Raw genomic sequence first — 26,207 nt, 5'->3', positions numbered from 1 at the left:
TAGTCAAATCAGAAGCGAATGTGGGGGGTCAACAGGCCAGAATCGATTAGCCAGCCGAAATATCGGCAATAAGTCTTAGCTCTCGTGAAAATGATTGTAGACCAATTTCGCCACCTGTTCGGAAATGCCGTCGACCTTGACCAAGTCCTCGACGGCGGCACGGCTGACCGCCTTGGCCGTACCGAAATGCATCAGCAGCGCGCGCTTGCGGCCCGGGCCGATGCCGCTGATCTCGTCGAGCGGGCTCTTCACCATCTCCTTCTTGCGGCGGGCGCGGTGCGAACCGATGGCGAAGCGATGGACCTCGTCGCGCAGCCGCTGGACGAAATAGAGCACCGGATCGCGAACGGGCAGCGAGAATGGGGCCCTGCCCTTGACGAAGAAGCGTTCGCGGCCGGCATCGCGGTCCTGACCCTTGGCGATACCGATGGCGACAACGCGATCCTCGATGCCGAGATCGGCGAGGATCTTGCGCACCGCCGTCATCTGGCCCTGGCCGCCGTCGATGAGGATGACGTCGGGCCAGGCGGGGAAGCCGCCCGCGTCCTCGATATCGTCGCCCGGTTCGGTAGGGCTCGCCTCGCCCGCGCCCTCGGTTTGCGGGGCATCGCCATGTTCCTTCAACAGCCGCGAGAAGCGCCGCTGCATCACCTCGCGCATCATGCCGAAATCGTCGCCCGGCGTGATCTCGGTCGAGCGGATGTTGAACTTTCGATACTGGTTCTTCACAAACCCTTCCGGCCCGGCGACGACCATGGCGCCGACGGCGTTGGTTCCCATGATGTGCGAGTTGTCATAGACCTCGATGCGCACCGGCGGCTTTTCCAGGCCGAAGGTCTCGGCAAAGCCAGTGAGCAGCCGCGCCTGAGTTGAGGTTTCGGCCAGCCGCCGGCCGAGCGCTTCGCGCGAATTCTGCAGCGCATTGTCGGTCAGGTCCTTTTTCTCGCCGCGCTGCGGCACCGAGATCGACACCTTGCGGCCGGCCCGGGTGGAGAGCGCCTCCGCCAGCAATTCCTGGTCCTCGACGCCATGCGACAACAGGATGGTGCGCGGCGTCGGCTTGTCGTCGTAGAACTGCGCCAGGAACGATCCCAGCACCTCGCCGGCTTCGAGCGCCGGATCGGCCTTGGGAAAATAGGCGCGGTTGCCCCAGTTCTGGCCGGTGCGGAAGAAGAACACCTGGATGCAGACCTGGCCGCCCTCCTGATGGATGGCGAAGACATCGGCCTCGTCGACGGTCTGCGGATTGATGCCTTGATGGCTCTGCACATGCGACAGCGCCGCCAGCCGGTCGCGATAAATGGCGGCGCGTTCGAAATCGAGGTTCTCCGAAGCCTGCTGCATGGCGGCGGAGATCTCCGTCTTCACCTTCTGGCTGCGGCCGGAAAGGAAATCCTTCGCCTCGGCGACAAGCCTTGCATAATCGCCATGCGAGATTTCGCCGGTGCATGGGCCGGCGCAGCGCTTGATCTGGAACAAAAGGCAAGGCCGGGTGCGGTTCTCGTAGAAGGAGTCGGTGCAGCTCCTGAGCAGGAAGGCGCGCTGCAGCGAGTTGATGGTACGGCCGACGGCGCCGGCCGAGGCGAACGGGCCGAAATAGTCTCCCTTGCGTGAGCGCGCGCCGCGATGCTTGTAGATACCGGGCGAGACATGATCGCCGGTCAACAGGATATAGGGGAACGACTTGTCGTCGCGCATCAGCACGTTGAAGCGTGGCCGCAAGCGCTTGATGAGGTTGGCTTCAAGCAGCAGCGCTTCGATCTCGGTGCGGGTGACGACGAACTCCATCGTCGACGTCTCGCGCACCATGCGGCCGATGCGGCTGGTGTGGAACCGGCCTTGCGCGTAGCTGGTGACCCGCTTCTTCAGGCTGCGTGCCTTGCCGACATAGAGCACGTCGCCGTTGGCATTCATCATGCGGTAGACGCCGGGCGCATTGGGCAGCCGCTTGACCAGCGTCTGGATCACCTCGGCGCCGACCATGCCGTCGGCGTCGCCGGCATGCGGGGTCCAGTCGATGGCGGTGAAGGTGACGTCCGGACCGCCGGCCGCAGGCTCGACGACCTCTTCGGCCGCCTCGTCCTCGAGGTCGATTTCGGGCGGCAGGTCGTCGGCGCCACCGCGCGTTTTTTGTTTCTGGTCCATGGGGCTCATTCCGCCATGCCTGTCACATCGGGCGTCTGCCATGCAAGGTGCTGGCCGCCGTCAAGCGCAATCATCTGGCCGGTGACCGAGCGTGCCGCCCACAGATAACGGATGGTGGCACCGAATTCCGGCAATTCCGGGCCGCGTTTCAGGATCAGCCCGGCAATCTGGGCATCGAAATCGCTGTCGTGCTGGCGCGTGTTCTTCAAGGTCGGGCCAGGACCAATAGCGTTGACGCGGATGCGGGGACCGAGCGCCTGCGCCATCATCTCGGTCGACGCCCACAATGTCGACTTCGACAGCGCATAGGAAAAATAACGCGGCGTCGGGCGCCAGACGCGCTGGTCGATCATGTTGACGATCAGCCCCTCACTGTTCTGCGGCAAGGCCCGGGCGAAAGTCTGCGCCAACAGCGCCGGCGCCTTGACATGCACGGCGAAATGGCGATCCCAGGCCGGCCAGTCGAAATCCTCAACACTGTCGTGCTCGAACAGCGAGGCGTTGTTGACCAGCAGCGACACCGGCCCGAGCGCCGCCGCCGCGCGGCCGACTAGGTGGCCGACCGCGTTCAGGTCGGTCAGGTCGGCAGCAATCACTGCGGCCCGGCCATGTCGACCAAAATGACCACTGTTGATTTCGGCCGCCAGTGCCTCCGCCTCGGCCAGCGAGCGATTGCAGTGAATGGCGACGGCAAAACCATGCGCGGCAAGGTCCTCGACGATCGCCCTGCCGATCCGCTTCGCCCCGCCCGTCACCAGTGCCGTCGCGGCGACCTTGCTCATCTGTCAATCCTTAATCCGATGCCGATTCCGACCTGCCGGGATCGTGCCGGCAAATTATGGCCCGCCAGAGCGTTAAATCCCATTTCCACCTGGGGCAGGATTGTGGCAAAGTGGCTTGTGGGCGTTCTGGCTCGACCGGAATTCGTACCAGCCCGCCCGCAATATAGGGCGCTGAAGCCCTTACACCAAGCCGTGTGCAGTGCAGCACGGCGAACCTGCTGACATTGGCTGTTGCGAAGATGCAACGTCAAGGTTCTGCCTCATTCGTGCCTGGGAATGACCCAAGTTCAGGTTCGCTTCAGCCGCATTTCGACACGACATTTGGAACCGTTGAACGCCGGATCCGTTTCACCCCCCGGACGGGTTGAGGGCGCTCATAAACAACAAGCCTGTGTCCTGTGGCTTAAGGAGTAAAGAACAATGCAAGCCAATCTTAAATTTGCGCGACCGCTCGCGGTGGCGTTTGGGCTGTTCGCCCTCGGCGGAACCGCCTATGCCGCGGACGTGGTTCAGGAAGAGCCGCCGGCACCTGCCCCGATTGCAGAACTTCCGGTCGCATCCTGGGCCGGTCCCTATGCCGGTGTGAGCGTCGGCTACGGCTTCGCTGGCCACGCCAAAGCCAAAGACATTGGCGTCGACGTCGACACCAAGGGTTTCGTCGGCGGCGTCTTCGGCGGCTATAATTGGCAGCAGGAGAACTTCGTCTACGGTGCCGAAGCCGATATCGGCTACAACGGCGTCAAGGGCGACGATGCCGGCATCGAGGCCAAGGGTGGCTTCGAGGGCTCGCTGCGTGCCCGCCTCGGCTATGCCGTCAGCCCGGACATCCTGCTCTACGGCACCGCCGGTGGCGCGCTGAAGAACCAGAAGATTGAAGCTGCCGGCGTAAGCGACACCAACACGCAGTTCGGCTGGACAGCCGGCGTCGGTACCGACATCAAGATCACCGACAATGTGTTCGGCCGTGTCGAGTATCGTTACACGGACTTCGGCAGGAAGGACTTCGACGGTATCGGCAAAGTCAAGTCGACCGACAATCGCGTCACTTTCGGCGTCGGTATGAAGTTCTAAGTCGTCCAAGCCACGACACGAAAAAGCCGGGCCTCGCGCCCGGCTTTTTTTGTGGCACCGGTTGAGGCCGCCCGCCTTCAAGCCGGGATGGCGGGCTTCAGTTCCGGGAACTTCTCGTCGAAGCGTGCCGCCCAGCGCGTCAGCCGGCCGCGGCCCTTTTCCCATTTTCCGGCGAAGCGCAGCGAGAGATAGCCAAGGCAGGCGCGCAATGCGATTTGGCCTAAGGTGATTTTCTTCGGCAGCTTCGGCGGGTTGGCGTTGAGCAGATCGAGCGCGGCCGAAATCTTCGTCCACTGGCGCTCGAGCCAAGGCTGGTAGACCATCTCTTCCGGCCGCGTGCGCCGCTCATAGACCATCGACAGCGCGCAGTCGCAGATACCGTCGGCCAATGCCTCCAGCACCTCCGCCTCAAGGCGCTTGTCGGGATTGCGCGGAAACAATGCGTTCTTCGACATCCGGTTGAGATGCTGGGTGATGGCGCGGCTGTCGTGGACCGAGCGGCCGTCATCGAGCACCAGCACCGGGATCTTGCCGAGCGGATTGGCGCCGATCAGTTCGGCCGGCCTTTCCTCGGTCTTTATCGGCACGAGATCGACCGCGATGCCAGCATAAAGTGCTGCCATGCGCACTTTGGAACTGTAGGGGGAAGTAGACGCGTAGAGCAGTCTGGGCATTGTCGATTCCTGTTTGCCGGCTACAGCTCCATATGCCCCGTTGCACGCGCAAAAGGACGCCGTAGCATTGTGACTTCGCGCATAACCCTCACCGAAAACCGATTCCGACGGGGCTCGTGCGTGGGCACTGTTGACCGATCATGCAGGGTTCATCAACGGCCAGAGGCGGAAAACCGCGCCGCCAGAGTACAGCCATTGTCTCGACGTCAATCGCGATGCTATAAGCCGCAGTGCGGCGGCAGACGCGAGCGCGTCGGACAATCCAAATCCGAATTGGCTACCAACTCGGCCTTGCACCGAAGGTTGGCCTTTGGCAGCCACGAAAATCCCACCGGACTTCGCCGCATGGCGAAGTCCTGGGAGCTGCGAAAAGACGTCTTCCTCCCGCCTCTTTCTCGTCTGCCCGACCGTCAACCAAGAAGCGAGGCGCCTGTCCGGCATCCCGCCCTGACTGTCTTGAGTATTGTCCCCGACGGTAGCAGGGCGGCGACTACTTCTTGGCCTTCGCCTTTGCGGGCGCTGCCTTCGGCTTGGCCGCGGGCGCTGCTTTCTTCACTGCCGCAGAAGATTTCGCAGCGGCGGCCTTTGCCGGTGCTGCCTTCTTCACAGCTGGCTTCGCCGCGGCCTTTGCAGCCGGCTTCTTGGCCGGTGCCGCCTTTTTTGCCGGTGCAGCCTTGGCCGGTGCTGCCTTTGCCTTGGCAGGTGCAGCTTTCTTCACGGCCGGTTTTGCCGCGGCCTTGGCGGCCGGCTTTTTGGCCGGCGCTGCTTTTGCCTTAGGCGCGGCCTTCGCTTTGGCAGCGGGTGCCGCTTTCTTCACAGCAGTTGCGGCCTTTGCCGCGGCTGCTTTTGCTGGTGCTTTCTTTGCCGGTGCCTTGGATGCCGGCGCCTTGGATGACTGCTTAGCCATATCATGCCCCTTCCGTTGTGCCGACGGCCGTTATTGACCCGGCGCGCATTGCATATCTGACTCGCGGCTTGCTAGCCAGCGAAGCATTAGAATGATTTTTGCAGCTTAAGTTTCGGTTACGGCGAGCGCACGACCATTTTACCCGCGCAAAAACCGGCTGCGAATCTTTGTCTCCCGCAGTGAAGTTCTGCGACAGAAATTCTGGCCGCTCTATCTCGACCGGTCTTCTCGTCAAGCTCAGGACCTTTTCGACCAGCTTTGCGCTTCAACGTCCGACGCTCAGCGCGAACATTGTCCAGAACGAAGGCGGTCGCCCGCCTCGTCTTGTTTGAAAAGATAAACTACAGGTAAGTAGGAAGCAACGCGACGCGCACGCCGCTGCACTATCTTGCACGGCGCGATGAAAGTAAGCGGACAGCTCACATTTCTGAAGGACAGGATATCGTTCGATAGATCCGGTCGAGCCGACCGCGTGATCGAAAGCGCTTGGCCGTTCAGGTGCCGAGCGGCTCACGGCTCATCTGCAGCCGGCGCGAAGGCTCGGCCCTGTGGAGATGGACGGCGAAGGTATCCCATGGCGGCATGACGGAAATCTGTGCCAGGATGCGCCCCGCTTCACCGAGATGATAGCCGCCGTGCAGTACGACGTGGGTCAGCATTTCCTGTCGCGACATCAATGCCTTATCCCCGTCGGTGAACACGAAGGCGACGGACTCGGACAGCTGCCGCGACGAAACGGTTTCGAGATAATCGAGATACCAGCGATCGGTCGCTGCGACCGCGGCGCGAAGTTCGTCGAACGCCGGCGTGTCCTCAGTGGTGTCGGCGGAGTAGCCATGGCTTGCGTCTGTATCACGGCCTGCCGTTCCTTGCCGTGAACATGCGGGTCGAGACTCGCGAGCTTTTCCAGCAGTTCGTCATGGCCCAGGCCTGATAGGCAAACAGGCTGCGAAGCAGAGCGAGCGCACTCATGGTCGGTGTCCTTTTCCGGAAATGCGAGTATGTTGTTTATATTTTCAGGAGAATGAGAGGGCGTGTCTACTCGCATTGCAAAACCGCATCCGCGCATGCGCAAGCAGCCGCGCCAGGCGCGTTCCAGGGCAACCGTCGAGGCGATCATCGAGGCAGCGGCTCATGTTCTGAGCGGGCTGGGCTGGGCCGGCTTCACCACCAACAAAGTGGCCGAGACAGCAGGTGTAAGCATCGGCACGCTCTACCAGTATTTTCCCGACAAGCTCTCCCTGCTCGCAGCCGTCCGGCGCCGTCACTTCGATCATGTGCTGTCGGTCATTCGCGATTCGGCGGAAGACCAAAAGCCGCTCAGGACATTCGCGCAGGAGCTGGTGCGCGGCATGATCGCGGCACACAGCATTCACCCGACACTACACCAGGTGCTGCTCGACGAGGCGCCTGGCGATCGTGGCTCCAGGGCCGCCCATGCTTCGTTCCAGGCACAATACCTCAATCACTATGCGACTGCTGTCGCCAGTTATCGCAAGCCAAGGAAAGGCGCCGACACGGAGTCCGTGGCGCGGGTGCTGTCGTCAGCGATCGAAGGTGTGATCCACAACGCGGCACGCCGGAACATGCTCGCCGCGCCGGAGCTGCAAAAGCAACTCGTCGAACTGATCTGCGCCTATCTATCGGGAGCGGGCCGTACCGGTCGATAGCGCATGGCACGGCGAAAATCGGGATTTCTGTGTGTCGTTCAAACCCGGCTTGTGAGGTGCGGCAGGGACGATGCCAACAATGCCGCACCTGATGCGGTCAAGAGTGTGAGGACGATCTTTCGAAAAGTCGCCTCGCCGATGCCGATGTAGAGTCTCGCGCCAAGGAGTGTCGGTATCAACATCGCCGGCGCGACGACGGCAAACATCGGCAGCATTTCGAGCTTGATCTTTCCGGCCGCAAGATAGGCGGCCATCGTCATGGAGAGGGTCACAAGGTTGAAATTCTGGATGACAATACGCTGCCTGTCCTTTTCCCATTGGCGCAGCACGCACCACAGCGTTGGAACCGGGCCGGTGAAGCCGCCAAGTCCACCCATGATGCCGCCGACCAGACCTATTGCACCGTCTGCAACAGGACCCCCGACCGTGATGGGAGGGAGGCGACGCGCAAAGAGCATCAAGGGACACCAAACGACCAGCAGCGCGCCGAAGACAAGCTTGAACAACTGCACATCCAGCAAGGGCAGGATGGCGACACCGACCGGAATCCCTATGGTCCCGCCGATCAGGAAGGGCAGCAGAAGCCTGAGATCGAAACCCCGGCGGACGGTGACGGCAGCGATGATCTGACCGGTGAGCGCCCCAAAGACCGCCATGGCAGCAGCCAGTTGGGGTTCCACGGTCCAAACCCAAATCGACATGGCAACCAGGCTGAAAGCGAACCCGGAAAGCCCCTGGACGAAGCCAGCAACGACCGCGCCGAGAGCAACAGTATAAACAAGCAAATCCATGTGGTGCTGTTTCCCCGCAAACTCGTGACAGCAGATCGCGCATCCCGCGAATGCTGCGCCGCATGGAAACGGTGACGGTCGATCAGGTGGCCGGTGCTAAAAAGTCGGAATCAGCGAGTGCGCGATCAGCGCAGGACGCGGCAGCGGCCGTTGTAGACCATCCAGCGGTCGAAGCCCGACACGCAGAATTCGACATTGTCGCCGATCGACGCAAAGCCCTGGCCTTCCTCGATCAGGTACCAGATGGTGCGGGCGCGGCCATCGGAGAGGCTGACGGTGGCTCCGCAATAACGGCGACCGATCGGCCAGATGTCGTCGGCCGGCAGATAGCGATGCTGGTGGATGCGCTGGAAGTCGACGATCTGCACATCCGGCAAATGCGGCACGTGATGCACCTGATAGGAGAAGCGGTCGGTGATTTTGTTCAGCACCCAGGCCTCGCCGCACACGCCGCTGTCCTCGTCGGTATAGATTGCAAGGTCGGCGGCCTGCACCGCCTGAGTAACGCCGAGAGGCGCAGCCAGCGGCGTGCAAACGGCGAGCAGTACGGCAAGGGCGGATTGGGCGAAGCGAGTCATGGCAGCCTCTCAAGGTCGACTGCGCGCACTGTGCGGATTCGCTGACGCGCGGTCAAGCGGTTGTAGCGACTATGGTTGTGGTGACGCGGTTGCACTGAGGGAACGGCAAGGACCGCATCTCAAACTACTCTCCCGCCAGCCAGTCCAGCGTCCAATGCGATGGCTGCTCGACAGCAAGCAGCCGGTGCAGCGCCGGCAGCAGCGTCCGCAACTCGCCCTCCAGGGTGAAGGGCGGATTGACCACCACCATGCCGCAGCCATCGAGGCTCGGCTCGACGGAGGCCGGCCTGATCTCAAAACCGATGTCGAGCAGCCTGGGAACGCCCGTCTGCTTCAGCGCCTTGCGGAAGGCGGCGACCGCCTTGCGGTCCTTGAGCGGATACCAGAGCGCGTAAATCCCTCCTGGCCAGCGCCGATGGGCTCTTTGCAGCCCGTCGACCAAGCGACCGAACTCGCCCTCTTCCTCGAAAGGCGGATCGATGAGGACGAGACCGCGCTTCTCCTTTGGCGGCAGATGCGCGCCGAGCGCCAGCCAGCCGTCGAGCTCGATCACCCGGGTCTGGAAGTCGCCGTCGAACAGCGACTTCAGCCTGGCGGCATCCTTGGGATGCAACTCGACCGCCGACAGCCGGTCCTGCTTGCGCATCAGGTGCCGGGCGATCAGCGGCGAACCCGGGTATTTTGTCACGCCGCCGTCCGGATTGAGCGAGCGGACGGCTTCAAGATACGGCGCCAGCAGTGCTGCCGCCGGCGCATCGAGGGCCGCATCGACCAGCCGGCCGATGCCGCCTTGCCATTCGCCGGTCTTTTGCGCTTCGGTCGAGGACAGATCGTAACGGCCGATCCCGGCATGGGTGTCGATGACCCGAAACGCCTTGTCCTTCTGCTTCAGATATTCGATCAGCCGGCTGAGCACGACATGCTTGACGACATCGGCGAAGTTTCCGGCATGGTAGGCGTGGCGATAGTTCAATTGGAGCCCCTGCCCCAGCGAGGCGGTGGCGGCTGCGAGTTCGGATTTTCCGGCCGGCGGCCGAAACGGAATGCCAGCACCAGCCCGGCCAGGCCGGCCGCCATCAGGGAAAAACCGACCGGTCGCGCCCGGCGGTCGACCTCGCCGGCAGCCGAGCGCAGGACGAGATCGACGGCCCGCATCGGAATGCCCTCGGCGTCGCCTGGACCAACGGTGAAAATGTAGGGGCCGGTGGTAACGGTCGGGATCAGGCCGGCCTCGTCGCGAAAGATCCTGTCCGGCAGTTGCGGACTGACCTGCCGAGGATTGTCGGAATGGTTGAACTGCAGCGTCGAGGCGAGCACCGTCCTGCCGGCGGTGGCGGCAGTAAGGGTCAACACGGTGCGCTGCTGCGAGACGATACGCTCGGCTCTTGCCGTAAGGTCGACCAGCACGCGTAGCGGCCCGTCGCGTGCGCTAAGGGCCACCGTCACTGGCTTGAACCGGCCCTGGTCGTAAACCCTCCAGGTGCCGATCTCACGGCCGGAGAAATTGGTCATCGCCCAGGGATAGACGACGCCGATGCCGGTACCGATGAGCAGTATCAGGGCGAACAGAGAGCGCATGAGGTCAAGACCCGGTATTCGGCGTGCTGGTGCCGTCGCGGGCGCGCTCCATTTCGTCCAGGAGCATGTCAAGGCCGAGATCAAACGTCCGGTCAAATTCGGCGGTGCCGAAATAACGCCCGGCCGCAGCTACTTTTGGAAAATCCTGCGCCAGTTGCTCATCGCTGACCGTGGTCACGGCCGAAGGCCCCTTCGCATAGCCGGCAGTCTCGTCGAGGATGGCACCCATCAGATAATAGCCGGTGGTACGGAACAGCCGCGCACCAAGTTCCGGTCCGAAGCCGCCGGCCTCGAACAGGCCGAGGATGCCGTTCAGCCACGCAAGGCAGGTCGGCGAGTTCATCCGGTAGGTAACGAAGAAGCTGGCGAAAGCCGGGTGCTCACGCGCGACGCGGCGGAAATCCTGCACGGCGATGCGCAACCTTTGTCGCCAAGGTAGGTCCGTGTCGGGCATTTCGAGGGAGCCGATCAGCCGGTCCACCAAGGCTTCGAAGAGATGCGCCACCGAAGGAAAGTGGTGATAGATGCTCATCGCCTCGCAGCCGAGTGCAGTCGCTAGCTTGCGCATCGAAAAACCGGCGAGGCCCTCGCTCTCGATCACCTTCAAAGCGGCAGCCTCGATCATCTCGCGAGACAGTCTGCCGCGCGGTCGCTTTTTTTTGATCGATGTGTCCATGGTGCCGCTTGACAACTTACACTGTAAGGTTCATTTTCGACATTACCTTACACCGTAAGGTCTACAAACGCCAGAGGAGAACGTCATGTCTGTCTATCGTACTTTTTCATCAACGCATTCTTCCATCCGCCGTGCCTGCCTGCTCGCCGCCGCCTGTGTGCTGACGCTGGCTGCAACTCCTTCTTATGCCGATGAGTATGACGCAACCGTCAAGGACATCCAGTCGACCATGGGCGGGGTGCCCGGTTTCGTAAAGCAGTTCCCGAAAGCCGGTCTGCCCGGTGCATGGGCCGAGGTCAAGGCTATCCAGCTCAGCGACAAGACGGCGCTGCCGCCGAAGGTCAAGTCGCTGATCTCGCTGGCGGTGGCGGCGCAAATCCCGTGCAACTACTGTATCTGGTCGGACACGCAGGACGCCAAGCGGGCCGGCGCCACCGACGAGGAGATCCAGGAGGCGGTCGCCGTTTCAGCGCTGACCCGCCATTGGAGCACCATCTTCAACGGCATGCAGGTCGATTTCGATACATTCAAGAAGGAGATGGGCGGCCAGTAATGCGCTCGTCATTAGAGCGGGATCCGTTCAAACTGAATTGGCCCTCCCGCTCTGACTGTTTGTGTGATCCGCCAGCACCTCATTGATGACCCGCCACGATTTTTCCGCCTCGCGCTGATTGCCGTCATGTCCCGAAGCGACGATCAGCGCCTTCCACAACGCCCAGCCCCGAGCGCGCGCCCAGCTGTGCTCGTCAAGGGCAATGGCATCGCGGAACGCCTGACGGCTCTCGCCGTAAAATTCCGTCCACGCGATCACCAGATCACAGGCAGGATCGCCGATAGCCGAACTACCGAAATCGACCACCGCGCACAGCTTGCCATCTTCGACGAGCAGATTGCCCGAGGCGACGTCGCCATGGACCCAGACCGGCGGCCCTTGCCATCGCGAGGCAAGGGCTGTCGCCCACACGGCTTCGGCTGCGGCCTTGTCGATGCGGCCGCCGAGCGCCGAGAGCGCGGCTCGGGTCTCGGCGTCGTAGACCGAAAGCCGGCCACCGCGGTGGAAATTATGCCGCCCTGCCGGTGGCCCATCGGCAGCGTCGATCCGGTAGAGCGCAACCAGAAAGCCGGCCAGCGAACGGGCGAACTCAGTAAGATCGGCAATCAGTCCACCAGCCGCCGGTCTGCCGCCAAGCCAGCGATAGACGGACCAAGGCCATGGATAGCCTTCCCCGGGCGCGCCTTTGGCCAGCGGCACGGGTATGGGCAGAGGCAGGTGAGGCGCCAGGCGGGGCAGCCAGCGATGCTCCTTCTCGACCTGGGCGACATAGGCGGCAGCGCTCGGCAGCCGCACCGACATGCGATCGCCCAGTCGGAACGTGCGGTTGTCCCAGCCGCCAGGCTCGACCGGCTCTACCGGCAGGTCCGCCCATTTGGGGAACTGCGCGGCAATCAGCCGGCGAACAAGTGCGGCATCTATCGGCATGCCTGGTGTTCGTTCATCGGGCGGCATCGGGCTTGCTCAGGTCTTTTGAATAGCCGGCAGTCCATCTTTTTGGCGTCGCATTCTTGCGGCGCCAGTGATTCCACTAGGCGGCAAATTCCCTAAGCCTTGCGTTCCCAGCGCCGGTCGGGCGTTTGCTGCCAGTAGGTCACGGTGTGGCCAGCCTCCTTCATTGTCTTCCAGTGCGTGCGTGCCGCCTCTAGCTGGGCTGCATCGTGACCGTCGAACAGGAACACGGCGCGCTGGTAGCCGCCAAGCTCCGGCGGCACCGCCCCATCGACCAGGAAGCGTATCTGCGCCTGGTTCGGATTGTCAGGGCCGACGGTCAGAAGCACCGGCTGCTCGGCGGGACGGGCTTCGCGGTCCGTTGCGTGGGCCAGGAATGAATCGTCCCGGAAAGTCCACAGATGCTGGTCCAGCGCGTCGCGCCGTTCCTCGGTGCCGGTCTGTACCACGGCGCGCCAGCCGCGATCGATACTGCGCTCCAGGAGGCCGGGCAGCGCATCCTCCAGCGTCGATTCGGTCAGGTGATAAAACAGAATCTCGGCCATGGCTCAGTCTACATTTTCGGAATCCCGCCCCAGCCGCTCATTGCTCGTAATGATCGCGCAGCAGCCGGTCGAGCAGCCTGACGCCGAAGCCGGAAGCCCATGACTGGTTGATCTCGTTGGAGGGCGCGCCCATAGCGGTGCCGGCAATGTCGAGATGCGCCCAGGGCGTGTCCTTGACGAAACGCTGCAGGAACTGCGCGGCGATGATGGCGCCGCCGTGGCGGCCGCCGATGTTCTTCATGTCGGCATTCTTGGAATCGATCAGCTTGTCGTATTCGGCACCGAGCGGCATGCGCCACACCCGCTCCTGCGTCGCCTGTCCAGCCGCCGTCAGCCGGTCCGCCAACTCGTCATTGTTGGAAAACAGGCCGGCATAATGCTGGCCGAGCGCGACCATGATGGCGCCGGTCAGCGTCGCCAGATTGATCATGAATTTCGGCTGGAAGCGGTCGTTGCAGTACCACAGCGCATCGGCCAGCACCAAGCGGCCCTCGGCGTCGGTATTGAGCACTTCGATGGTCTGGCCCGACATCGAGGTGACGATGTCGCCCGGTCGCTGAGCGTGGCCATCGACGGCGTTTTCGACCAGTCCGACAATACCGACGACATTGACCTTCGCCTTGCGCGCGGCTAGCGCGTGCATCAGCCCGGTGACGGCAGCAGCGCCGCCCATATCCCCCTTCATGTCCTCCATGCCCGAGGCCGGCTTGATCGAATTGCCGCCGGTGTCGAAGGTGACGCCCTTGCCGACGAAGGCGACCGGGCTTTCCTTGGCCTTGCCGCCGTCCCACCGCATGACCGCGATGCGGGCGCCACGCGGCGAGCCCTGCGCTACGCCCAGCAGCGAACCCATGCCGAGCTTCTTCATCTCCTTCTCGGCCAGGATCTCGACCGTGACGCCGAGCGCCTCCAGTTCGGCGATGCGGGTGGCGAATTCCACCGGCCCCAGAACATTGGCCGGTTCATTGACCAAATCGCGCGCCAGCAAGACACCGTCGATCACCGCCGCTTCATCGGCGAAGGCCTTCTTTGCAGCTGCCGGATCGGCGGTGTGAATAGTTACCTTGACCGGCTTTTTTGGCTCGCGCTTGTCGTCACCATTGTTCTTTTTGGTCTTATACTTGTCGAAGGAATAGCTGCGCAGCAGGATGCCTGCTGCGAGCTGAACGGCTTGCCTGCCGCTGATGGCGGCACCGGGAAGATCGAGCACGACGGCCACTTCGGTTGCCTTGCGAAAGGACGCGGCAATCGTGCCACCGAGCTTCAGCCAACCATAATCATCGAGATTGGAGCCCTTGCCGGCACCGACCGCTACCAGCCGCTCGAGCGATGTCCCTTCCGGTGCCAACACTTCGACCAGGCTAGCGAATTTGCCAGTGAAGTCGGCGACCGGAAAAGCCCGATCGAGGGTCTTTGCCGGATCACAAGCCCTGGCGGCATCGCTGAGGTCGCCCTCGTCGGCCACCAGAACGAAAACGCTGCCCTTTTTGGGCGCGGCGATTTTGGCGAAGGCAATCGAGGGTCTCGAATTCATGATGTCCTGCTTTCGGGAAGTGCGTTGGATTATCGCGAGAGGCGTTCGATTGGTCGGACCGAAAGGTCCCGTGTTGTTGCGTCAGTGAGTGGCGGGTTGAAACAGCTCGATGACATTGCCCGATGGGTCTTCGAGCAGGGTCTGGGAACCACCGACGCCCGTTATGATATCGTTGCGAAAGACAAGTCCAGCACTCTTGAGGCGCGCAACCTCTTCTTTCAGGTCCGGCACCACCAACTGGATGCGGTTCCAGCCTCCCGGCACCGGCTGCCGGCCATCCGGCATAGATCGTGCGCCCGAACTGCCAGGCCCGCTCAGAAGGAGCCGTAACGCGCCGCGCGTGACGGAAGCAAAAGCCGGTCGCGCGTCCTGTTCGACGGTAAAGCCCAGTTGTCCACAGTAGAAATCGATCGAGGTGGCGACATCATCGACCATGTAGCGAATGCTGACTGGCGTCATGATCATTGACCTTTCGGTTCGGGCACGCTCCAACAAGGCGTGTCTATTGCGGGCGGAACAATCGGCATAGTCCTGCTCACTATCGCTGCTTGACAATCCGCGCCGCTATCGCCCTGGCCTGAATGCGGGCATTGGCGAAACAACCGCGAATGCTCGGCCGCATGCCGGTAAACCACAGGCCGGGCAATTTCGGATCGGCATCGCCGCCGTTGAAAAGCGGAACGCCCTTGCCGTCGAGAACGCCGAGCTTGCCAACCATCTGCTCCAGACCGGTGCGATAGCCGGTCGCTGCAATGACGATATCGGGCGTGATCAACCTGCCGTCATTCAACACGACGCCGTCCTGGGTAAATTCCCGCAATGATGGCATCACCACGATCGTGCCTGCCTTGATGGCGCGAACCGCGCCGTCGTCGGCTGCGATCGCGGTATAGTCGGCGCTCAGACGGCTCGCACCGCCTGTGGGCGCCAGCGGAAGCCCAAATTTCGTCAGGTCGCCGAAAACCAGGCGCTGGGTTGTCGCCATCACCGCATCGGCCAGCCGCACCGGCAAGCTCGCCATTAACGGTGAAAGCCTGTGGACGGCGACCTTGCCGATGCGTTTCGGCAGCAGAGAGGGGCCGTTGCGGGCCGACAGCCAGATGCTTTGGGCGTCTGCATTCGCCAGATGATTGAGTGCGTCGAAACCCGAATTGCCGGCACCGACCACCAGCACCCTTTTGCCGGCGTAGTCCTTCGCATCGCCAAAATCGGCCGAATGGATAATCCGGCCTGCAAAATCCTTCATGCCTTTCCACGCGGGAATAAACGGCTGCCGGTCGCGCCCGGTGGCGACGACGACATGGCGCGCCAGACGACGTCCGGCGTTCGTCCGCACGGTCCAGTGATCGCCGTCGAACGTGACCTCTTCAACGGCAACGCTGAACGCGACCGGCAGACCATGCGTCTGGCTGAAATCATTCAGATGGCGAATGACGGCCGATTTATGCGGAAAAGCCGGGGTGCCTGCGGGATAGCCGACACCGGGGAGCGTCGAGAGATCGCGATGGGTATTGAGGTGCAGCCGCTGGTGGCGCCGATGCCAGGGTTCGGCAAGCCGGCTCTCCTTTTCCAGGACGAGCGTCGGTACGCCGGCCTTCATCAAGGCGTGGGCGGCGGCAAGGCCGGCCGCGCCGGCGCCGACCACGATCGCGCCGTCAAAGACGGTTTCCCGACCGGTTTGACTGCGCAATTTTTCCGCTTCCATGCTGGGGCTCAACAGATCCTGACCCGTCTTATCACGCCGCGGCGGTCGCGACCGGCGCGACATTTGGTCGTTTTGCCGCATTTGACAAGACTTTGGCCGAAATCGCTCCCATATGCGATATCGAACCACCCACGATTCGTCGCGGCACGGCCCCGCTTCCCGCCGCAACCTGTTGTTAACCAACAATGTTCGCCCTTTCTTATCCATTGCCGCCGACACTCCGGCCCAGCGGAATGTATGATACGGGACAGAACCCGGATCGAACCGCCAAACTGAGCCAGTTGTGCAGCCGGCGCCGGACGACTACCTTGTTCCAAGGCATGATGCCGTTCGAAGTCGCCGAGAAAAGCCTTCATGAAGGTCGTTGAACGTTACATCATGCGCCGTGCCTTCGCGGTATTCGCGCTGGCGCTCGTCTGGACGCTGGCGATCGTCTGGACGACTCAGGTCCTCGCCCGCATCGACCTCGTCACCGATAGCGGTCAGTCGGCCCTCACCTTCTTCGAAGTCGCAGCGCTGATCATCCCGACGATCGTTCCGATCGTCGTACCGTTCGCCCTGGTGGTCGCGGTCGCCCAGATCCTCAGCGTGATGAATTCGGATTCGGAGCTCGCCGTCATCAATGCCGCCGGCGCTTCACGCTGGACAATCGTCAGGCCGATCATGCTTCTGGCACTCGCAGCCAGCGTTTTTTCGTTCGCCGTCGACAATGGCGTCGACCCCTACGCGCGCCAGAAGAACCGCGAGCTGATAGCATCTTCGCGTGCGGATCTGTTGTCGTTGATCATCCAGGAAGGCACCTTCCGCAAGATCGATGACGGCCTGTTCCTGCAGGTTGGCGAACGGCTTCCCGACAATCGCCTCGGCGGCATCTTCGTCGCCGATTCGCGCGAAGAAGGCATCAATCTCGTCTATTATGCCAAGTCCGGCAGCATCATCGAACGCGGCGACGAGAAGGTGCTGATGATGAATGACGGGGTGATCCATCGCAAAACCATGACCGGCGACCTCTCGGTGATCCGGTTCACCTCCTATGCCTTCGATTTGTCCGCTTTCATGTCGGCATCATCCGACATCCTGCTTTTGCCGAAGGACCGGACGACCCAGTATCTGCTCAATCCCAGTCCGAACGACAAGATGTACCAGCAAAAGCCGAACAGGTACCTGGCCGAGCTCGACCAGCGTTTTTCCGAGTGGTCCTATTCGCTCGTCTTCGCGCTGATCGCGCTCGCCGTCGCCGGAGATGCACGCTCGCATCGTGAGGCGCGTGTGCACCCGCTGATCACGGCAATCGCGATCGCGCTGTTCGTGCGCTGGCTCGGGTTCTTTGCCGCCGGCAAGGCCGACAAGGTGCCGCAATATGCCTATATGGTCTACGGCGTCCCGATCGTGACATCGGCGATCGCCATCTGGTTCATTGTTTCCAACCGGACCATGGAACTGCCTGTTGCCTGGGCCGACTGGGTGACCAATCTTGCCGGCCGCTTCAGTGAGGGCTGGAGCGCCATCAAGCTCCGTTTTGCTGGGCGCGGCGCTTCCGGACAGGGAGCCGGCTGATGGGCTGGACTCTGGGTCGATACTTCTTCTTTCGCTATGTGACGATCACCATCTGGTTCTTCATCGGTCTTTTGGCGCTGGTGTTCCTGATCGATTTCACCGAGCTTTCCGGCCGCACGACCGGCGTGCCAGGCTTCACGTACGGAACTGCCTTCGCCATTTCCGGGCTCAGGATGCCGATGATCATGCTGCAGACGGTGCCGTTCGTCGGCCTGTTCTCGGCGATGGCAACCCTGGTGTCGCTCAACCGCAAATATGAATTGGTAATCGCCCGTTCCGCCGGGGTTTCGGCATGGCAGTTCCTGCTGCCATGCTGCATCGGGGCGCTGCTGTTTGGTGCCTTGTCGGTTGGCGTCATCAATCCGATAGCCGCCCACGCCTATTCCTGGTCCGAGCAGATCGAGACCCAGCTCCGTTCGGGCAAGTCGAATACGGTCTCGGCCGATGCCGCCCCCTGGATCAGGCAGAAAACCAGTTCCGGCGATACCATCATCGGAGCGCGCGCCATTCTCGATCAAGGCCTGGAGATGGCCGACGCGGTCTTCTTCAGCTTCAGTCCGCAAGGCGATATCATCGAGCGCAAGGATGCGGCGCGCGCCTTTTTGCGGGACGGCTACTGGGAATTGCAGGACGTCAAGATATTCCGGGACGGCACCATCCAGTCGTTACCCAGCGATCGGCTACCGACCAATCTCAAGCCGGAATTCGTGCAAGAGCGGTTGGCGCGCCCTGAGACTATCCCCTTCTACGACTTGCCCGGCAAAGTCGAGGTGGCCCGCTCCTTCGGCCTCAAGGCAAATGCCTTCGCCATGCAGTTCGATTCCCTGGTGGCGCTGCCCTTCCTGCTCGTGGCGATGACGCTGATTGCGGCAACGGTATCAATGCGATTTGCGAGGATGGGGCAGTCGGCGACGATGATTCTGGGTGGCATCGTGGCCGGCTTTCTGCTTTATGTCGTTTCGGTGCTGGTCAAGGCATTCGGCGTAGCGGGATTCGTACCCACAGCCGTAGCGGCTTGGGTCCCGGTTGTCGTGGCTATGTTCTTCGGGGTGACATTCCTGCTATACAAGGAAGACGGCTAGTGAGGGAGGCGGTTTTGCGCAGCCATAGGCACGCCGGTTTGGCACGCCTCTCTGCGGCGAGCGCCTTGGCATGCCTGCTTGCCACCGTCGCCCCGGCTGCTCCGGCTTTTGCCCAGGACGTCAGTGACCTGGCGACGAAGGTTCCGAGTGGCACGCAGATGCTGCTGGCAGCCGATACGCTGGTTTACGACAACGACAAGCAGACCGTGACGGCCGTCGGCGGCGTCCAGATCGACTATGGCGGCAACCGTCTCGTCGCCCAGCGGGTCGAATACAACCGCAACACCAAACGCCTCGTCGCCAGCGGCAATGTCGAACTCGTCAATAGCGACGGCACCAAGATCTATTCGCAGCATGCGGACATCACCGACGATTTCGCCGACGGCTTCGTCAACGCGTTGCGGGTCGAGACCATAGACAAGGCGTACTTCGCCGCCGAAAGCGCGGAGCGCATGGGCGGCGTGCTGACGACGTTCCACAATGGCGTCTATACCGCGTGCGAGCCGTGCGAGGACAAGCCCGACAAAGCGCCGACCTGGCGTATCAAGGCCAGGAAGATCATCTGGAACGGCGAAAAGAAGACGGTTCGCTTCGAAAACTCGAACTTCGAGTTCTTCGGCTTTCCGCTGGCCTATCTGCCGGCTTTCGAGATCGCCGACCCAACGGTCAAGCGCAAGAGCGGCTTCCTGATTCCCGGCGTCGCCTACAAGAGCGACCTCGGCGTCGGTGTTAAGGTCCCTTACTATTTCGCGCTCTCGCCGACCTACGATCTCACTGTCACCGGCAGCGGCTATACCAAGCAAGGTTTCCTCGGTGAGGCCGAGTGGCGGCAGCGCTTCAACAACGGTCAGTACAGCCTGAAAATTGCAGGCATCCGGCAGGAGAATCCCGACGCCTTCATCGACGACAATGGCCACAACGTCAATTCGGGTACCGAAGGCGACCCGAACAGGTTCCGCGGCATGATGGGCACCCAGGGCCAGTTCGCCATCAACACGCGCTGGGACTTCGGTTGGGACATCCTGCTGCAGAGCGACAAGAATTTCGCGCGCACTTACGACATCGATGGCTTCAACGACAGCGTGCACCGCTCCGAGGTGTATCTGACGGGACTCAACGATCGCAATTACTTCGATGTGCGCGCCATGCACTTCGACGTTCAGGAAGACACTCTCGCCAGCGATCCGACCGCACGCGCCGCCAAGCAGCCCTGGGTGCTGCCCTCGCTCGACTACGCCTATATCCCCGACATGCCGGTGGCCGGCGGACAGCTGTCGTTCGACGTCAACGCGCGGGTCATAGACCGCGACAGGCTCGATACGGCTCTTGCAGATTCGGGCATCCCTTCGTCCGTCAACAACGTTCGCGGCATCGACGGTCAATCCGGCCGCCTTACCGCGGAAGCCGAATGGAAGCGCACCTTCACCACCGATGGCGGGCTGCTGCTCACACCGCTCTTGGCGCTGCGCGGCGACGCCGGCTACGTCAACGCCTCCTCGGCCTCGCTCGACGCCATCAACCAGATGGCGACCAATCTCGGCGTCGAAGACGATATGCGTTCATCGCTTGCCCGCTACATGGCGACCGCCGGCCTTGAGATGCGCTGGCCGGTGCTGTTCTCGATGACCAGTTCCAGCCATGTCTTCGAGCCGATGGCGCAAGTATTCATGCGTCCGAACGAGCAATATGTCGGCGGGCTGGCGGTTCCCAACGAGGACGCCCAGAGCTTCGTCTTCGACGCCACGACGCTGTTTGAGCGCGACAAATTCTCGGGCTATGACCGCATGGAAGGCGGCACACGCGCCAATGTCGGGCTCCGCTATTCCGGCGCATACGACAATGGCTGGGGCACCAATGCGGTGTTCGGCCAATCCTACCAGCTCGGCGGCCAGAACTCGTTCGGCACGCCGGATCTGGTCAACGTCGGTGCCTATTCGGGTCTTGAAACTGCAACCTCCGACTATGTCGGCCTTGTCGGCTTCAACAGCCCCAGCGGATTTTCCGGCTCGGTCAGCGGCCGTTTCGACGAGCAAAGCTTCGAGATCCGCCGCGCTGAGGTAAAGGCCGCCTTTTCAGGCCTGCCGGTATCGCTGAGCGCCAAATACGCCTTCATCCAGGCGCAGCCGCTCTATGGCTTCTCCACGGATCGCCATGAGGTCACGCTCGGCGCCTCGACGCATCTTGCCGAGAACTGGCGCGTCTTTGGCACCGGCACATATGATCTTGAGCAGAGCGTGCTGGTCAAGGACGGCGTCGGGTTTGCCTATAGTGATTCGTGCTTTACCTATTTGATGACGTTTTCGGAAAGACGTGACCTTAACACCAGGGAAGTGTCGCAGAACGTCGGCTTCAACCTGTCGTTCCGCACGCTCGGCGATTTCGGTTCGTCGCAACGCTCCATCGACACCATCCAATAACGGCAGTCGGCAACGGGGCGGCTGGCGGACGACATTGTTTCGCCGCATAGAGCAGGCACGGATTTCGGCGACCTGAACTGGGATGGGTTGGGTCGAATCGGGATGGAACTGGGATGCTTTCGATGAGGAAATACCTCTTTTCGGCAGGGTTCGCGCTGCTGGTGGCGTTCTCGACCACCGCAGTGACGCCGCCGGCTTTCGCCACCGAGATCAAATACGTCGTCAACAACGTACCGATCACCACAGGCGACATCCAGCATCGGGCCGCTTTCCTGCGCCTGCAGCGCAGAAAGGGCGATGCCGGCCAGGAAATGATAGATCAGACGCTGCGCTCGGCCGAGGCCCGGCGCCTAGGCATCCGCATCAGCGATGCGCAGGTCGATGCCGCCTATCAGCGTTTCGCCACGAACAACAAGATGCAGCTCAAGCAGCTTGATGGTGTGATGGCGCAATCAGGCGTCACCAAGGAGCACTTCAAGGAATTCATCCGAGCGCAGATGGCCTGGAACCAGGCGCTGTCCGCGCGCTACCGCTCCGCCGACGGGGGCGGCGCCATAAGCGAGCAGGACGTCGTCAAGCGCATGCTCGAAAAAGGCGGCAGCAAGCCGAGCGCCACCGAATACATGCTGCAGCAGGTCATCTTCGTGGTGCCGGCAGCCGAGCGCAGCGCGACGCTGGCCAAGCGCAAGCGCGAAGCCGATGCCATGCGCGCCCGCTTCAACGGCTGCAACACCACCCGCGAATTCGCCAAGGGCCTGATCGATGTCACCGTTCGCGACCTCGGCCGGGTGCTGGCGCCGCAACTGCCGCCGGACTGGGCCGAGCAGATCAAGGCCACCAAGGTCGGCGGCGCCACCGCGACGCGCGAGACCGACCGCGGCGTCGAATTCGTCGGCATCTGCTCCTCGCGCGAAGTGTCGGACGACAAAGTCGCGCAGATGGTGTTCCAGAGCGAGGGCTCGAGCGACAAGAACGCCGATGAGCTCTCAAAGAAATACGTCGAGGAGTTGCGGAAGAAAGCCCGCATCATCGAGCGCTGAAGTCGCGATCGCCATGCCTGACGCAGAGCTTCCGCTGGCGTTGAGCGTCGGCGATCCGTCCGGCGTGGGGCCGGACATCGCCATCGCCGCTTGGCAGGCCCGCGACAGCGCCGGCGTTCCGTCTTTTTATCTCCTTGCCGATCCGGCGCTGATTGCCGCGCGGGCGCACGGGCTCGGCACCGATATCGCGATTGCCGAGACGACGCCGGCGCTAGCGCCTAGTGTGTTTTCGCGCGCGCTGCCGGTGGTGGCGCTTTCCGCCCGTTTCGTCGACAGTCCCGGCCGCCCGGATCCAGCCAACGCCGCCGGAATCATCGAGGCGATCGACCGCGCCGTTGCCGACTGCCTGGCCGGCCGCGCTGCCGCGGTCGTCACCTGCCCGATTGCCAAGAAGCCGCTCTACGATGCCGGCTTTCGCTTTCCCGGCCACACCGAATATCTGGCGCATCTGGCATCACTTCACACCGGCACCGAAGTGACGCCGGTGATGCTGCTTGCCGGTCCGGACCTGCGCACCGTGCCGGTCACCATTCACATCGCACTGGCCGAGGTGCCGAAGGCGCTGACGACCGACCTGATCGTCGCCACCGGCCGCATTACCGCCGCCGACCTTGCAAACCGCTTCGGAATTGCCAAGCCGCGGCTCGCCATCGCCGGCCTCAACCCTCATGCCGGCGAAGGCGGCGCGATAGGCACCGAAGACGAGCGGATCGTGCGCCCGGCGATCGACAGGCTGAGGCAGGAAGGAATAGAAGCCTTCGGGCCATTGCCGGCCGACACCCTGTTTCACGCTCGCGCCCGCGCCGGCTATGACGTGGTGCTCTGCATGTATCATGACCAGGCGCTGATCCCCGCCAAGGCGCTGGCGTTTGACGAGGCAGTCAACGTCACGCTCGGCCTGCCCTTCATCCGCACCTCGCCCGACCACGGCACCGCCTTCGACATCGCCGGCAAGGGCATTGCCCGTGCCGACAGCCTGATTGCGGCGCTGAAACTCGCTCGCCTGCTTGCCGATACCGGGAAAAGGCCGTAGGCCACTGGGCCCAATGAGCCCAATTCGATGGCCTTAACCCGACGAGCCCAGCCCGATGAGCCCAACCCGATGAGCATAGACGGCCTGCCGGCACTGCGCGAGGTGATCGAGCGCTATGGGCTGCAGGCGAACAAGGCACTCGGCCAGAATTTTCTGCTCGACCTTAACTTGACAAGCAAGATTGCGCGGACCGCCGGCGACCTGAGCAACGTTACGGTTATCGAGGTCGGTCCCGGTCCGGGCGGGCTGACTCGGGCCCTGCTCCTCAACGGCGCCCGCCGGGTCGTCGCGATCGAGCGCGATGAGCGCTGCCTGGCGGCCTTGGCCGAGATCGCGAACCACTATCCGGGTCGGCTCGAGATCGTGGCCGGCGATGCGCTGAAAACTGATTTTGCAGCGCTTGCCAAAGGAATACCGGGAAGCGGCGGGTCGGTGAAAATCGTTGCCAACCTGCCTTATAATATCGGCACCGAATTGCTGATCCGCTGGCTGACCGTGACCGAGTGGCCGCCTTTCTACGCGTCGATGACGCTGATGTTCCAGCGCGAGGTCGCCGAACGCATTGCAGCCAGCCCCGGCAGCGAGGCCTATGGCCGGCTCGGCGTGCTTGCAGGCTGGCGGACGGAGGCGAGGATTGTCTTCGACGTGCCGCCCCAGGCGTTCACGCCGCCACCCAAGGTGACGTCCTCGGTGGTGCATCTAGTGCCGCGCGCCAGCCCCTTGCCGGCAGAGGTCAAACGGCTTAGCCGCGTCACCGAAGCGGCATTCGGCCAGCGCCGGAAAATGCTGCGGCAGAGCGTGAAAAGCCTCGGCGGCGAGGCACTGCTCACCCGCGCCGGCATTGATCCGACCAGGCGTGCGGAGACGCTCAGCGTCGAGGAATTCGTTCGCCTGACCAACGCGGTGTGATGCCGGGAAGCGTCCGCGTTGAATTTCCGCTCTCATGGCATAGATAGCCGGACAAACCCTGCCCGGAGACAACAGTGGCCGCCTATGTCATTTCCGACGTCACGATCCGTGACGCCGAGGCTATCGAAGCCTACCGCGCCCGCGCGGCTGCCTCCATCGCCCAGCATGGCGGGCGCTATCTGGTACGCGGCGGCGAGGTGGAAAGGTTGGAAGGCGACTGGTCTCCCGGGCCGCTGATCATCGTGGAATTCCCCGACATGGACACGGCGCGGCGTTGGTACCGCTCCGCCGAATATGCCGCGGCATTGGAACTGCGCGACGCCGCGCTCAGCCGCAATCTGATCCTGGTCGCGGGGACAGCGCCTTGATCAATCCGTCTTCTCATCGAGCAGCCCCGAGACGAAATCGAACAGGCCCGGCCGGCGATCGCGTCTGAGCCGTTCGGCCGTAACGATGCCGCGCACCTCGGCGAAAGCGCGGTCGAGATCGTCGTTGACGATGACGAAATCATACTCCTTCCAGTGCTCGATCTCGTTGCGGGCGTTCTTGAGCCGCGTCTCGATCACCGCTTCCTGGTCCTCGGCGCGACGCTTCAGCCGCGCCTTCAATTCCTTCATCGATGGCGGCAGGATGAAGATCGAGACGATGTCGGCGCGCATCTTCTCCTTGAGCTGCTGAGCGCCTTGCCAGTCGATGTCGAACAGCATGTCGCGGCCTTCGGCCAGCGCCTGTTCGGCCGGCTCGCGCGGGGTCGCGTAGCAATTGCCGTGCACCTCCGCCCATTCGAGCAGCGCATCGGAATCGCGTAGCCGCTCGAACTCGCGCATGGTGCGGAAGTGGTAATGGACGCCCTCTATCTCGCTGCCGCGGCGTGGCCGCGTGGTGACCGAGACCGACAATTCTAGACTGGAATCGCTCTCCAGCAGATTGCGCGCAATCGTCGACTTGCCGGCGCCTGAGGGCGACGACAAGACCAGCATCAGCCCGCGGCGCCGAATGCGGGAACCCAAATCCCTAGCGGTCATGGGGCTTGGCAGTCATGTGGCTTGGCATCGGGATCATTCCAGATTCTGGACCTGTTCGCGAAACTGGTCGACGACCGCCTTCAGCTCCAGCCCGATGGCGGTGACCGCGGCAGCATTCGACTTGGAACACAGCGTATTCGATTCGCGGTTGAATTCCTGTGCCAGGAAATCGAGCTTGCGGCCGATGGCGCCACCGCCGGCGAGCAGCGCCCGCCCCGACGCCACGTGCGTCTTCAGCCTGTCGATTTCCTCGCGTATGTCGGCCTTGGTGGCCAGAAACGCCGCTTCCATATGCAGCCGGCTGGCGTCCAGATTGGCGGACGCGTCCATCAACAAGCGGATCTGCTCGGCGAGCCTTTCGCGGATCGTGGCCGGCTCGCGTGATGGATCGGCCTCGGCCCGCAGCGTCAGCGCCTCGATGGCATCGATATGGCCGGACAGCAGGGCACGAAGTGCGGCACCTTCGCCCTGGCGCGCCTGCTGCAGCCCGTTCAGTGCTGCTTCCAGCGCCGACAGTATCGCGGTATCGAGCGCACTGCGCGCCTCTTCGGTTTCGATGGTTTCGGGAATGTCGAGGACGCCGCGCAGCGCAAGCAGGCCGTCGGCCGCCGCAGGGGCTACTCCGAACTGCTCCTGCAGCCGCTTGGCCAAGCCCGCCAGATCCTTCAGGAAAGCCTCGTTGACCACGGGTTGCGCTTGCGCGCCGGCGGCGCGGCCAATGGTCAGCGTCATCTGGAAATTGCCGCGCGCAAAACGCTTTTGCACCGTCTGCCGGACGGCCGGCTCCAGCCGGTCGAAACCTTGCGGCAGCCGCAACCTGACCTCGACGCTTTTGCCGTTGACGGACTTGGCTTCCCAGGCAATCGAAGTGCCGTCGTGTTCGGCGACACTGCGCGCAAAACCGGTCATGCTCTGCAAGTTCATGTAGCCGTGCGTCCCTTTGCCGAATGCCCTCAAGCCGGAGCGATTTTCTCCGGGCAGGAT

General features: G+C 62.7%; 26 protein-coding genes and 1 pseudogene. 10 read left to right on the top strand and 17 right to left on the bottom strand.

Features of this window, described 5'->3' with window-relative positions; translation table 11 throughout:
- Window positions 1-75: 75 nt before the first annotated feature.
- Both uvrC and NKH83_RS05705 read right to left on the bottom strand, forming a co-directional pair.
- Window positions 76-2,154 carry an excinuclease ABC subunit UvrC gene (gene uvrC / locus NKH83_RS05710; RefSeq protein ID WP_352802487.1) on the bottom strand — a complete coding sequence of 693 codons (2,079 nt, stop codon included), beginning with the start codon at window positions 2,152-2,154 and terminating at the stop codon, window positions 76-78.
- Entirely contained in the window at window positions 2,151-2,927 is a 777-nt protein-coding gene (locus NKH83_RS05705) for an SDR family oxidoreductase (protein WP_352802484.1), read from the bottom strand. The genes uvrC and NKH83_RS05705 overlap by 4 nt, the downstream gene beginning before the upstream one ends.
- A 420-nt stretch (window positions 2,928-3,347) precedes the next feature.
- Between NKH83_RS05705 and NKH83_RS05700 the strand changes: the two genes are divergently transcribed.
- Window positions 3,348-3,998, top strand: coding sequence for an outer membrane protein (locus tag NKH83_RS05700; RefSeq protein WP_254820293.1), 651 nt, complete (start codon window positions 3,348-3,350; stop codon window positions 3,996-3,998).
- A gap of 77 nt (window positions 3,999-4,075) precedes the next feature.
- On the opposite strand, the gene NKH83_RS05695 is transcribed toward NKH83_RS05700, so the two are convergent.
- The 3 genes and pseudogenes from NKH83_RS05695 to NKH83_RS05685 form a co-directional block, all read right to left on the bottom strand.
- Window positions 4,076-4,672 (bottom strand): glutathione S-transferase family protein, encoded by a 597-nt coding sequence (locus NKH83_RS05695; RefSeq protein ID WP_352567498.1) that lies wholly within the window; start codon window positions 4,670-4,672, stop codon window positions 4,076-4,078.
- Window positions 4,673-5,162: 490 nt separating this feature from the next.
- The gene (locus NKH83_RS05690; protein WP_352802482.1) at window positions 5,163-5,579 is read right to left on the bottom strand and encodes a hypothetical protein; all 417 of its coding nucleotides are present in this window, start codon (window positions 5,577-5,579) and stop codon (window positions 5,163-5,165) included.
- Between the two features lie 494 nt (window positions 5,580-6,073).
- Window positions 6,074-6,337 (bottom strand): annotated as a pseudogene (locus tag NKH83_RS05685) (DinB family protein); the annotation flags it as partial.
- Between the two features lie 276 nt (window positions 6,338-6,613).
- Here NKH83_RS05685 and NKH83_RS05680 point away from each other — a divergent pair.
- Window positions 6,614-7,249 carry a TetR/AcrR family transcriptional regulator gene (locus NKH83_RS05680; RefSeq protein WP_352802480.1) on the top strand — a complete coding sequence of 212 codons (636 nt, stop codon included), beginning with the start codon at window positions 6,614-6,616 and terminating at the stop codon, window positions 7,247-7,249.
- 38 nt (window positions 7,250-7,287) lie between these two features.
- On the opposite strand, the gene NKH83_RS05675 is transcribed toward NKH83_RS05680, so the two are convergent.
- The 5 genes from NKH83_RS05675 to NKH83_RS05655 form a co-directional block, all read right to left on the bottom strand.
- Window positions 7,288-8,040 carry a sulfite exporter TauE/SafE family protein gene (locus NKH83_RS05675; RefSeq protein WP_352802477.1) on the bottom strand — a complete coding sequence of 251 codons (753 nt, stop codon included), beginning with the start codon at window positions 8,038-8,040 and terminating at the stop codon, window positions 7,288-7,290.
- A gap of 125 nt (window positions 8,041-8,165) precedes the next feature.
- Complete coding sequence (locus tag NKH83_RS05670; protein ID WP_352651252.1) at window positions 8,166-8,618, bottom strand: hypothetical protein; 453 nt, start codon at window positions 8,616-8,618, stop codon at window positions 8,166-8,168.
- A 124-nt stretch (window positions 8,619-8,742) separates the two neighbouring features.
- On the bottom strand, window positions 8,743-9,591 hold the full coding sequence (locus tag NKH83_RS05665; RefSeq protein ID WP_352802474.1) for a 23S rRNA (adenine(2030)-N(6))-methyltransferase RlmJ: 849 nt from the start codon (window positions 9,589-9,591) through the stop codon (window positions 8,743-8,745).
- The gene (locus NKH83_RS05660; protein ID WP_352802471.1) at window positions 9,588-10,196 is read right to left on the bottom strand and encodes a hypothetical protein; all 609 of its coding nucleotides are present in this window, start codon (window positions 10,194-10,196) and stop codon (window positions 9,588-9,590) included. The genes NKH83_RS05665 and NKH83_RS05660 overlap by 4 nt, the downstream gene beginning before the upstream one ends.
- 4 nt (window positions 10,197-10,200) lie before the next feature.
- Complete coding sequence (locus NKH83_RS05655) at window positions 10,201-10,872, bottom strand: TetR/AcrR family transcriptional regulator (protein WP_352802469.1); 672 nt, start codon at window positions 10,870-10,872, stop codon at window positions 10,201-10,203.
- Window positions 10,873-10,957: 85 nt separating this feature from the next.
- Between NKH83_RS05655 and NKH83_RS05650 the strand changes: the two genes are divergently transcribed.
- Window positions 10,958-11,425 carry a carboxymuconolactone decarboxylase family protein gene (locus NKH83_RS05650; RefSeq protein WP_352802466.1) on the top strand — a complete coding sequence of 156 codons (468 nt, stop codon included), beginning with the start codon at window positions 10,958-10,960 and terminating at the stop codon, window positions 11,423-11,425.
- Between the two features lie 27 nt (window positions 11,426-11,452).
- Here NKH83_RS05650 and NKH83_RS05645 read toward each other — a convergent pair whose 3' ends face one another.
- The 5 genes from NKH83_RS05645 to NKH83_RS05625 all read right to left on the bottom strand — a co-directional run bounded on the left by NKH83_RS05645 (window position 11,453) and on the right by NKH83_RS05625 (window position 16,160).
- Complete coding sequence (locus tag NKH83_RS05645; protein ID WP_352802464.1) at window positions 11,453-12,352, bottom strand: aminoglycoside phosphotransferase family protein; 900 nt, start codon at window positions 12,350-12,352, stop codon at window positions 11,453-11,455.
- A 119-nt stretch (window positions 12,353-12,471) separates the two neighbouring features.
- Complete coding sequence (locus NKH83_RS05640) at window positions 12,472-12,921, bottom strand: DNA polymerase III subunit chi (RefSeq protein ID WP_352647401.1); 450 nt, start codon at window positions 12,919-12,921, stop codon at window positions 12,472-12,474.
- 37 nt (window positions 12,922-12,958) lie between these two features.
- A complete protein-coding gene (locus NKH83_RS05635) occupies window positions 12,959-14,455 on the bottom strand; it encodes a leucyl aminopeptidase (protein WP_352802461.1) in 1,497 nt (498 codons plus the stop codon).
- A gap of 81 nt (window positions 14,456-14,536) precedes the next feature.
- Complete coding sequence (locus tag NKH83_RS05630; protein ID WP_352802459.1) at window positions 14,537-14,920, bottom strand: VOC family protein; 384 nt, start codon at window positions 14,918-14,920, stop codon at window positions 14,537-14,539.
- A gap of 73 nt (window positions 14,921-14,993) precedes the next feature.
- Window positions 14,994-16,160, bottom strand: a complete 1,167-nt coding sequence (locus NKH83_RS05625) for a flavin-containing monooxygenase (RefSeq protein WP_352802456.1) — start codon at window positions 16,158-16,160, stop codon at window positions 14,994-14,996.
- Window positions 16,161-16,514: 354 nt separating this feature from the next.
- Between NKH83_RS05625 and lptF the strand changes: the two genes are divergently transcribed.
- The 7 genes from lptF (at window position 16,515) to NKH83_RS05590 (ending at window position 24,566) form a co-directional block, all read left to right on the top strand.
- Entirely contained in the window at window positions 16,515-17,717 is a 1,203-nt protein-coding gene (gene lptF, locus NKH83_RS05620) for an LPS export ABC transporter permease LptF (protein ID WP_352802453.1), read from the top strand.
- Window positions 17,714-18,799 (top strand): LPS export ABC transporter permease LptG, encoded by a 1,086-nt coding sequence (lptG, locus tag NKH83_RS05615; RefSeq protein ID WP_352647431.1) that lies wholly within the window; start codon window positions 17,714-17,716, stop codon window positions 18,797-18,799. Before lptF ends, lptG begins: the two co-directional genes overlap by 4 nt.
- The gene (locus NKH83_RS05610; protein WP_352802451.1) at window positions 18,799-21,216 is read left to right on the top strand and encodes an LPS-assembly protein LptD; all 2,418 of its coding nucleotides are present in this window, start codon (window positions 18,799-18,801) and stop codon (window positions 21,214-21,216) included. The genes lptG and NKH83_RS05610 overlap by 1 nt, the downstream gene beginning before the upstream one ends.
- Window positions 21,217-21,329: 113 nt before the next feature.
- Window positions 21,330-22,256, top strand: a complete 927-nt coding sequence (locus NKH83_RS05605; RefSeq protein ID WP_352479239.1) for a peptidylprolyl isomerase — start codon at window positions 21,330-21,332, stop codon at window positions 22,254-22,256.
- Window positions 22,257-22,269: 13 nt separating this feature from the next.
- Window positions 22,270-23,289 carry a 4-hydroxythreonine-4-phosphate dehydrogenase PdxA gene (gene pdxA, locus NKH83_RS05600; protein ID WP_352802448.1) on the top strand — a complete coding sequence of 340 codons (1,020 nt, stop codon included), beginning with the start codon at window positions 22,270-22,272 and terminating at the stop codon, window positions 23,287-23,289.
- A 69-nt stretch (window positions 23,290-23,358) separates the two neighbouring features.
- Window positions 23,359-24,198, top strand: coding sequence for a 16S rRNA (adenine(1518)-N(6)/adenine(1519)-N(6))-dimethyltransferase RsmA (rsmA, locus tag NKH83_RS05595; protein WP_352802445.1), 840 nt, complete (start codon window positions 23,359-23,361; stop codon window positions 24,196-24,198).
- Window positions 24,199-24,272: 74 nt separating this feature from the next.
- Window positions 24,273-24,566 carry a DUF1330 domain-containing protein gene (locus tag NKH83_RS05590; protein WP_352479236.1) on the top strand — a complete coding sequence of 98 codons (294 nt, stop codon included), beginning with the start codon at window positions 24,273-24,275 and terminating at the stop codon, window positions 24,564-24,566.
- Here NKH83_RS05590 and gmk read toward each other — a convergent pair whose 3' ends face one another.
- Window positions 24,567-25,223 carry a guanylate kinase gene (gene gmk, locus NKH83_RS05585; protein ID WP_254820312.1) on the bottom strand — a complete coding sequence of 219 codons (657 nt, stop codon included), beginning with the start codon at window positions 25,221-25,223 and terminating at the stop codon, window positions 24,567-24,569.
- A gap of 33 nt (window positions 25,224-25,256) precedes the next feature.
- A complete protein-coding gene (locus tag NKH83_RS05580; RefSeq protein ID WP_352479325.1) occupies window positions 25,257-26,147 on the bottom strand; it encodes a YicC/YloC family endoribonuclease in 891 nt (296 codons plus the stop codon).
- Window positions 26,148-26,207 lie beyond the last annotated feature (60 nt).

Source organism: Mesorhizobium sp. M0909 (genome assembly GCF_040319515.1).
Lineage (GTDB): Bacteria > Pseudomonadota > Alphaproteobacteria > Rhizobiales > Rhizobiaceae > Mesorhizobium.
This window is presented reverse-complemented; position numbering and strand designations above follow the sequence as displayed.